This is a genomic window from Sphingorhabdus sp. (genome assembly GCF_044374345.1).
Taxonomy (GTDB): domain Bacteria; phylum Pseudomonadota; class Alphaproteobacteria; order Sphingomonadales; family Sphingomonadaceae; genus Sphingorhabdus_B.
In genome coordinates, this window is record NZ_JBILOS010000087.1 from 1 (window position 1) to 8,747 (window position 8,747).

Annotated in this window: 11 protein-coding genes; 7 read left to right on the forward strand and 4 right to left on the reverse strand. The window is 56.7% G+C overall.

Features of this window, described 5'->3' with window-relative positions; all coding sequences use genetic code 11:
• Positions 1–312: class I SAM-dependent methyltransferase (locus ACIQ5B_RS08860; RefSeq protein ID WP_397598693.1), on the forward strand; the 312-nt coding region annotated here is incomplete at its 5' end.
• 19 nt (positions 313–331) lie between these two features.
• Here the strand turns inward: ACIQ5B_RS08860 and ACIQ5B_RS08865 are convergent.
• From ACIQ5B_RS08865 to rplJ, 3 genes are all read right to left on the reverse strand, one after another.
• Complete coding sequence (locus ACIQ5B_RS08865; protein WP_395636184.1) at positions 332–868, reverse strand: adenine phosphoribosyltransferase; 537 nt, start codon at positions 866–868, stop codon at positions 332–334.
• 144 nt (positions 869–1,012) lie between these two features.
• A complete protein-coding gene (gene rplL, locus ACIQ5B_RS08870) occupies positions 1,013–1,384 on the reverse strand; it encodes a 50S ribosomal protein L7/L12 (RefSeq protein ID WP_395629258.1) in 372 nt (123 codons plus the stop codon).
• An 88-nt stretch (positions 1,385–1,472) separates the two neighbouring features.
• A complete protein-coding gene (gene rplJ, locus ACIQ5B_RS08875; RefSeq protein WP_183939690.1) occupies positions 1,473–1,988 on the reverse strand; it encodes a 50S ribosomal protein L10 in 516 nt (171 codons plus the stop codon).
• A gap of 442 nt (positions 1,989–2,430) precedes the next feature.
• Between rplJ and ACIQ5B_RS08880 the strand changes: the two genes are divergently transcribed.
• Genes ACIQ5B_RS08880 through ACIQ5B_RS08895 form a run of 4 tightly spaced genes read left to right on the forward strand, consistent with a single transcriptional unit; the run spans position 2,431 to position 5,272 of the window.
• Positions 2,431–2,844, forward strand: coding sequence for a ketosteroid isomerase-related protein (locus ACIQ5B_RS08880; RefSeq protein ID WP_397598694.1), 414 nt, complete (start codon positions 2,431–2,433; stop codon positions 2,842–2,844).
• The gene (locus ACIQ5B_RS08885; protein WP_397598695.1) at positions 2,841–3,431 is read left to right on the forward strand and encodes a GNAT family N-acetyltransferase; all 591 of its coding nucleotides are present in this window, start codon (positions 2,841–2,843) and stop codon (positions 3,429–3,431) included. The genes ACIQ5B_RS08880 and ACIQ5B_RS08885 overlap by 4 nt, the downstream gene beginning before the upstream one ends.
• Positions 3,428–4,333, forward strand: coding sequence for a carbon-nitrogen hydrolase family protein (locus ACIQ5B_RS08890; protein WP_397598696.1), 906 nt, complete (start codon positions 3,428–3,430; stop codon positions 4,331–4,333). Before ACIQ5B_RS08885 ends, ACIQ5B_RS08890 begins: the two co-directional genes overlap by 4 nt.
• A gap of 39 nt (positions 4,334–4,372) precedes the next feature.
• The gene (locus ACIQ5B_RS08895; protein WP_397598697.1) at positions 4,373–5,272 is read left to right on the forward strand and encodes an EamA family transporter; all 900 of its coding nucleotides are present in this window, start codon (positions 4,373–4,375) and stop codon (positions 5,270–5,272) included.
• On the opposite strand, the gene ACIQ5B_RS08900 is transcribed toward ACIQ5B_RS08895, so the two are convergent.
• Complete coding sequence (locus tag ACIQ5B_RS08900; protein WP_397598698.1) at positions 5,248–5,712, reverse strand: DUF3237 domain-containing protein; 465 nt, start codon at positions 5,710–5,712, stop codon at positions 5,248–5,250. The two genes, ACIQ5B_RS08895 and ACIQ5B_RS08900, sit on opposite strands and share 25 nt — an antisense overlap.
• Before the next feature lie 55 nt (positions 5,713–5,767).
• Here ACIQ5B_RS08900 and ACIQ5B_RS08905 point away from each other — a divergent pair, with 55 nt between their 5' ends.
• Together ACIQ5B_RS08905 and ACIQ5B_RS08910 are read left to right on the forward strand one after the other, a co-directional pair.
• Positions 5,768–7,129: an SRPBCC family protein gene (locus ACIQ5B_RS08905; RefSeq protein WP_397598699.1), complete on the forward strand. Its 1,362-nt coding sequence runs from the start codon at positions 5,768–5,770 to the stop codon at positions 7,127–7,129.
• Between the two features lie 55 nt (positions 7,130–7,184).
• Complete coding sequence (locus ACIQ5B_RS08910) at positions 7,185–8,747, forward strand: sodium:solute symporter (RefSeq protein WP_397598700.1); 1,563 nt, start codon at positions 7,185–7,187, stop codon at positions 8,745–8,747.

Consider the following 8,747-nt stretch of genomic DNA (forward strand, 5'->3'; position numbering starts at 1 on the left):
AACAGCTTTGACCGGGTTTTCATGGTGCATATGTACCATGAAATAGGTGAGCCCTATGCGTTCCTTTGGCGCATGCGGCCTGCGCTCGCCAAGGGCGGACAGGTCATTGTCGTTGACCGCGATCGACCGACCGCCCAGCACGGTATTCCGCCAAAGCTATTGTTCTGCGAATTTGATGCCGTGGGCTATCGTTTGACCGGTTTTACCGAACAATTGAAACTGGGTGGATATATCGCCCGTTTTGAAGTCAGCGGGAAGCGGCCTGAGCCGTCAAAAATCAAGACATGTGCTGCACGATATCCGCAAAGTTAAACGGAATTTTGTGGCGCGCTTAATCGCCGTCAAAACCAATCAGCGATGCCACCCGCACACCTTGGGCGCGCAACTTGGCCGCGCCGCCAAGGTCAGGCAGGTCAACGATGAACAATGCCTGTTCAACCCTACCGCCGCCTTGTTGGATTAAGTCGACGCCCGCCAGGGCCGTGCCGCCCGTGGCAATCAAATCGTCGACCAACAGGACTTTCTGGTCAGGCTGCACATGGCCGACATGCATTTCAATGCGGTCGGTGCCATATTCGAGCGTGTAATCCGTGCCGATTTTCTCGCCGGGCAGCTTCCCGGGCTTGCGCAGCATCAATTGGCCAAGGCCAAGCACATAAGCCAGAGCGGACGCCACGATAAAGCCACGCGCCTCAATGCCCGCGACAAGCTGCGTATCGGGGTCCACCAGCGCCGCGAGCCGATCAATGGTCATGCGATAGCCGTCGGCGTCGAGCAGCAGGCTAGAGACGTCGCGGAACATGATGCCCGGTTTGGGATAATCCGGAATGTTGCGAATCAAGGCGGCGAGGTCGGCGTTGTTATTCATGCGCCATGACTGCCCGCAAGCTGCAGGATTTTCAAAAGAAAAGGGCCGGAATATTTGTGTTTATTGGTAACGAACGCGCGGCAATAAAAAAGGGGCAGCCTATCGCTAGGCCGCCCCATTTTATATCCCGTAAGGGAAACCGAATTACTTCAGTTCGACGGTTCCGCCGGCTGCAAGGATCTTCGCCTTGATGTCTTCGGCTTCTGCCTTGTTTACGCCTTCCTTGAGTGCCTTTGGCGCGGCCTCAACAAGAGCCTTTGCTTCGGTCAGACCAAGGTTGGTGATCGCACGGACTTCCTTGATGACTGCAATCTTGTTGCCGCCATCGCCGGTCAAGATAACGTCAAATTCAGTCTGCTCTTCAGCAGCTGGCGCAGCGGCACCAGCAGGTGCAGCAACAGCAACAGCAGCAGCGGCGCTAACGCCCCACTTTTCTTCCAAAGCCTTAGCAAGTTCAGCCGCTTCAAGAACGGTCAATGCCGAAAGTTGGTCTACGAGCTTTTCAATATCAGCCATTTAAATAACACTCCGATTTTCTGTCATATCTGTAGGGCCCGCCCAGCCGGTTAAAACCATGGGACGCAGCCGGTTTAATTCAAAAAAGTTATGCTGCCTTTTGGTCAGCATAGGCACCAAAAACGCGTGCCAATTTCGCAGCAGGTGCGGTCGACAGCTGTGCAAGCTTCGTTGCCGGTGCTTGGATAAGCCCGATAAGCGTGCCGCGCAGTTCGTCGAGCGATGGCAACGAAGCCAGCGCCTTTACACCGTTTACATCAAGGAACGTGTCACCCATCGCGCCGCCGACAATTTCAAGTTTGTCATTGGTCTTTGCGAACTCGACAGCAATCTTTGCAGCTGCAACCGGGTCCGATGATGTGGCGAGCGCTGTAGGGCCGGTAAGCAATTCAGCTACCGATCCATATTGCGTTCCTTCAAGAGCGATTTTGGCAAGACGGTTCTTGGCAACCTTATAGCTTGCACCAGCATCCCGCATCTTCAAACGAAGGTCGGTCGATTGTGCAACCGTCAGCCCGAGATTACGGGTGACGACGACAACCGCCGCTTCATTGAAAGTGGCGTTCAGCGATGCAACTGTTTCGGTCTTTTCAGAACGGTTCATGCATTACTCCTTTTTCAGACTTCGCCGGCAAGCCGACAAAATCCAACACGAAAAGCGAAACACCCGGCTGGGCGATCCGCTGACTTCAGTCCGTGGGGAAGTTTCATGCCGAACTCACACGATGTAAAATCGGGAGCGGTGGCGAAGGATGGCAAAAGCCAGTCCTGAAATCTCTATCCCCGTCTAGGCTGGACATTAAGAACGGCAAATTCCGTTCACCAACTGTCTCGGACGGTTGCCGGTGGAGCCGTCGCCCCACCGAACGAGGCGGGCATTAGCAGGGTTGGGCGCAGAGTCAAGGGCGACCGCCGCTGTGATCGCTGTCCGCCGCGATCGCGTTTCAAAATCCTATGAAAGTCCGGACAATTTATCTTACTGGACAATCCTTGCCTCGCTGACTTAATCGAAATGCAATTCATCAGGTTAAAGGACACAATGATATATGGCCGACACGCGTGAAAAAACGGCGGCGCTGATTGGCGCATATTATGCTGCATTCAATGCCATGGATGTTGAAGCTATCTTGGCATGTCTGGATGACAATGTGGCGCATGATATCAATCAAGGGGACCGTGAAACCGGCAAGCTAGCCTTTCGCGCCTTTCTTGGCCGCATGGACCATGCCTACAGCGAGCAGCTGCGTGACATTGTCATTATGACCAGCGAAGATGGCCGGCGCGCGGCGGCGGAATTCATCGTCGACGGGGTTTATAAGGTTGCTGATGAAGGCTTTCCTGCCGCGCATGGTCAGAGCTACAGCTTGCCAGCCGGTGGCTTCTTTGAGGTTGCGGACGGAAAAATCACACGCGTCTCGGTATATTATAATCTTGCCGACTGGATCGCGCAGGTTTCATGACGGTAGACGTCCGTTCCTTGACGGATCCCGAGGAGCGCTGGGCCGCCATTCCTGCGCTGTCTGATCTGCGTATCCGGGTTTTTCGCAGCTGGCCCTATCTGTATGACGGCAGTGCAGAGTATGAAGCCGCTTATATGGCCGAATTTGTGCGCGAACCGGGTTCGGTGCTTGTCGTCGCCCGGGACGGGGACGCAATCATCGGCGCGGCTACGGCGTCTCCATTGGAGGGGCAGAAGCCGGACATCCAGAATCCTCTCCGCGAACAAGGTTTGGATGTTGCGCAGATATTCTATTTCGGGGAATCCGTTCTGTTGCCGCAATATCAGGGGCAAGGCATTGGGCACCGGTTTTTCGACGCGCGTGAAGACGCAGCGCGCGCCGCAGGGGCACGGAAAACTGCCTTTTGTGCGGTGGTCCGCCCGGACGATCATCCGATGCGGCCCGAAACACCACGCGATTTGCATCCATTCTGGCGTGCCCGCGGCTATGCGCCGGTGCCCGGTTTGACCGGAACACTCGAATGGCAGGAACTGGGCGATGATTTCGAAAGCGCGCATGTGATGCAATTCTGGATGCGCGACCTGTGACCGCGTCGGTCCGTATTGCGGCAGCTCAATATCCCATCGGGGAACCCGATAGCTTTGCCAGTTGGCAAGCGAAAGTCGGGCAGTGGGTGGGCGATGCCGCCGCGCAAGGCGCACAGCTTTTGGTCTTTCCCGAATATGCGGCGATGGAATTGGCCGCGATCGACAAGGCGACGGCGAGCGATCTGCATGCCTCGTTGCGAGCCGTGGTTGCCTTGGGGCCAAGAATTGACGCCCATTATGCGGATCTCGCGCGGCAATTTGGGGTCGTCCTGCTCGGCGGAACCCGACCCTTTTGCGGTGAGGCTGGGCAGGTTGTAAACAGGGCGACGCTGTATATGCCGGACGGGCAAACGGCCTATCAGGACAAGATTATGATGACCCGGTTCGAACGTGAATCCTGGGACATTAAGGGTGGAAAAAGCCTGCGGGTTTTTCGGACATCTTTGGGAATGCTGGGTATTTCTACCTGCTATGATATCGAATTCCCGATGATCGCGCGGGCGCAGGCACAAGCTGGCGCACAGGCCATTCTCTGCCCGTCGTGCACCGACAGCTTACAGGGCTATCACCGCGTTCGGATTGGGGCACAGGCGCGGGCATTGGAGAACCAGATTTTTGTGGCGCAGGCACCGACCGTTGGCATGGCCCCATGGTCGCCGGCGCTGGACGAAAATTATGGTGCAGCAGGGCTGTTCGTTCCGCCTGATGGGGATAGCCCCGATGACGGCGTTGTGGCGATTGGGACCGAAGGGCAGGGGGCGTGGGTGATAGCAGACGCTGATCTTGCGCGCGTGAACCGCTGGCGCACCGAAGGGGCCGTGCGTCCCTTTGCGCATTGGCCCGAACAATATTGCGGCGCAATTGCTAGCGATCTGCCGGTAGAAGTGGTGCCACTGGATTAACTGTTCGCAAAAATGGGCGGAGCGGTTAGGGGGACTTTTATGCCACAAAATGCCGCCCTACCACGCCTGCACCTTCTGCTCGCGATCGCAGTGATGGCGGTGTGGGGAACGAATTTCGTTGTCATCAAATTGGCGCTAGCCCATTTGCCGCCTTTGTGGCTTGCGACGCTGCGTTTTACGTGCGCATTTCTGCCCGCGGCGTTCTTCCTAAAGCGGCCAGCGGTGCCTTTGTCCAATCTGGCAGCTTACGGCATATTGATCGGGGCCGGTCAGTTCGGCCTGCTGTTTTTGGCGATGAAAGGCGATATCACGCCGGGCCTCGCCTCACTGGTCGTCCAGATCCAGGTCTTCTTTACCATTGCCCTATCCATGCGGCTGACGGGGGAGAGGGTGCGCACATTCCAATGGGCTGCACTGGCGTTAGCGACAAGCGGGCTGGCCGTCATTCTGACCCATTCGGATGGCAGCGCGACGCCATTGGGATTGATGCTCGTCGTAACGGCGGCCTTTTGCTGGTCGAGTGGCAATATGGTCTCGCGCGCCGCGGGTAAGGTCGACATGCTTGCTTATGTGGTCTGGGCCAGCATCTTTGCCGTGCCGCCACTATTGACCCTCGCCTTGTTGTTTGAAGGCCCGTCGGCCTTGATTGCGGGCGTGCACGCGGCAACAGCGACGACCTGGGCGGCGGTGGTCTGGCAAGCGGTTGGCAACACCATGTTCGGCTATGGCATTTGGGGATGGCTTCTGGCTCGGCATCCGGCGGCAACCGTTGCACCTATGGCGTTGCTGGTGCCGATATTCGGGATGGGGGCGTCCGCATTATTCTTGCACGAGCCATTACAGAGCTGGAAATTGCTGGCCGCTGCGCTGGTCATGGGCGGATTGGCGTTAAGCCTTTTATGGCCGAGATTTTTTCAACCTATTTCGAAAATGGAATAGACCGGACCCGCGGCGGTTTGTTCGCCGGTGCCGACGGCGATGACATTATTCAGCCAGCTATAGCGGCTATCACCACATTCGAATTTTGCGACGACTGCCAGTGAATATTCGTGGCGCTCCAGCAATGCGCCTTTCCGGAACCGAGACATCGCTTCGGCTTCGGCCAGAAAACGGCCCTGATAATTGAGGTAAACCAAAGCCCCGTCGTCAGTTTGGAGCGTTAGACGGACGTCGATTACCATCACGCCATCTTCACGATTGACGACCCAATCATTTCCGCCCGGCAGTACCGTGCCGTTCAGCCGCTCGCCGGCAAAATGGCCGCCGGTGACGGGGGCAATGCGGCGCAGGCCGGCGGGGGTTTGGCCAATGCTGATCATCCCGGCGAAATCAACGGTCAGCGTCATGGTAATGAGGTGGCGGTGCGGTAAATTGTTCATTGCACAGTTGCTACCATGACGGCAGGATGGCGCAAGAGTTATCAGGGAGAGAGTTTTGGACAACATAATTGCGCGCCGTCCGGGCCCATCGGTTCAGGAAGTGTTCGACGGCGACCGTAATCCAGCGCCTGCGGTCATGCGCGTGGAATCACCTGCCATTGGGCAAAGCAGTGATGATATTTCTATTGCGCGTTACTTCGCCAAAGACTGGCATGATCGCGAAGTCGAGCAGGTTTGGCGCAAGACATGGCAACTGGCATGCAGGCTGGAGCATATCCCGAATATTGGCGACCATGTGGTCTACGACATCGTGCATGACTCGCTCATCGTCGTGCGAACAGGCCCGGACGAGATTAAAGCCTATATCAATTCATGCCTGCATCGCGGCACGATGCTCCGCACCGAAGGCGGGTGCGTTAAGCAGTTTCGTTGTCCCTTCCACGGCTGGACTTGGAAGCTGGATGGCGCATTATCTGTCATTCCCGGCCAATGGGACTTCCCGCATGTTGATAAGGATAAGATGCGCCTTCCCGAAGCGCGCGTTGGCACATGGGGCGGCTTTGTTTTCATTAATTTTGATGCTGATGCCGAACCACTTGAAACTTACCTTGAAAATCTGCCCGAGCATTTTGCGTCCTTCAATCTGGAAGACCGCTATGTCGCGGCGCATGTTGCCAAGATTATGCCATGCAACTGGAAATTGGCGATGGAGGCTTTTGTCGAGGCATATCATGTGCCGTTCGCGCATGGGCAGGTGCTGAGCTATTATGGCGACAGCAACACCCAATATGATGTTTGGCCGGGTGTACGCCATGTCAGCCGGATGATCAGCGTGCAGGGCGTCGCCAGCCCATCGAAGCCCGCAACGACAGCTGAACAAACCATCGAGGAAATGCGCCGTGACGTGCCCTTTTTTGCAGGCAAGCCCATTGAAGTGGGCGCGGGTGAAACGGCGCGGGGCAAGCTGGCCGAACGTGCGCGGGAGAAGATTTCGCGCTCGATTGGCCGTGACATGTCCGCGCTATCGGACTCGGAATCGCTCGACCTGATCGAATATATGCTTTTCCCCAATATGGTTCCGTGGGGCGGGCAGGCGCTGCCCATCACCTACCGCTTTCGCCCGAACGGCGACGATCCGGAAAGCTCCATCATGGAAATCATGTTCCTGTTTTCCAAAGCCCCCGACGGATCGCATCCGGAACCGGCAAAAATGACGATGCTGGGGCTGGATCAGAAATGGGCCGACGCACCGGAGCTTGGTTCGGCCGCGATGGTAGCGGATCAGGATACCGACAATCTGAAGCGGATCCAAAAAGGTCTGCGCGCGTCGAAAAAACCGGGTGTGACATTGGCGCGTTATCAGGAAAGCCGCATACGCCATTACCACGAAACGCTGGATGCATATATGGCGCGGTAGCGCATTTGAACAAACAGGCATGTTCCGCTAATGGCTCAGCCTTGGGGGAGCATTCATGCCATTAGCATTCACCGTTTATGACTGGGGCATATTGCTTGCCTATGTCGCATTGCTGGCATTTGCGGGCTATCAGGCGACACGGCGTTCCAAAACAGCGGATGACTATTTTCTCGCCGGGCATCATGCACCGGTCTGGCTGGTTGCGGTGTCCGTTCTGTCGACGATGCAGTCGGCCGCAACATTCCTCGGCGCCCCTGATAACAGCTATCGCGGCGATTATAGCTATCTCACAAGCAACTTCGCCGCGATCATCGCTGCCTTTGTCGTCGCACGTTTCCTGATCCCGCGATTTTACGCAATCGGTGCGACCACGGTATATGAATTGCTGGAGGCCCGTTTCGACGCGACCGCACGACGCGCGGCAGCGGGTATGTATCTCGTCGGCCGGATCTTGGCGAGCGGTGCGCGGCTGTATCTTGCCGCTATTGCGGTTTCGATGATCATCTTCCTTGATGTCGAGCCGCAACATATCGTTATCGCGTCGGCGGTGCTCGTCGTCTTCGGTGTTGTGTTCACACTGTTCGGCGGGCTGAATGCCGTTATCTGGAGCGACCTGGTGCAGGTCGTGCTCTACCTCGGCGGTGCGGTGCTGGTGCTCATCTTTCTGCTGGTGAAAATTCCCGCACCCGCTCCGGAAATTTGGGACGCGCTTCAATCTGCACCGGACGGAATGAACAAGCTGCGTTTGTTTGACTGGTCGTTCGACTTTACCAAGCCGTTTACCGTATGGGCGATCCTGACCGGGCTGGTGCTGCTCTATATCGGCAATGTCGGGCTCGATCAGGACACGACGCAGCGCTTTTTGGCATGCGAAAATGCACAATCGGGCAAGCGCGCTTTGTATGCGAGCATGTGGGCGGCAATCCCCGTGGTGGCTTTATTCATGGCGATAGGGTCGCTGCTCCACATCTTTTACAACCGCCCCGACCTGATGGGCGTTAGCGTTGGCGCCACCAATGCGTTCGCCGGCGAAAAAATCACGGTCTTCATGTCGTTCATTCTGTCTGAAATCCCGCCCGGCCTGCGCGGGCTGGTAACCGTAGGCGTCATCGCAGCGGCGGCGATCAATTCCGGATTAATCTCGATGTCGGCGGTGGTTGTGAACGATTTTTACCGGCCATGGCTGGAACGGCGTGGCGCACCGCCAAGCGAGCAGCATTATGTCAACGCCGGACGCACGGCGATGATATTGCTCGCATGTGCGCTGTTTGCGATGTCGATATTGTGTTTCTATTGGCAGCATTACAGCGACACGCCTTTGCTCGAATTTGTACTCGGCGTCATGGTCTTTGCCTATTCGGGCTTGCTGGGCGTCTATGGCACCGTCGTGTTTACGAAGCGTGGGGCGACATGGTCGGTGATTGCCGCGCTGCTGGCTGGCTTTGTCACGATCCTGCTGCAACAGCATTATGTGGTGGACAGTCTTGGGCTACCAACGGCGTGGAAGGCGCTGGCCTTCCCATGGCAGCTATGTATCGGGACGGCAGTCGCATTTGCTGTTTGCTGCGTAGGTCGTGATATCAAGGATAAATCAGATACCGCGCCCGTAATTGCATAA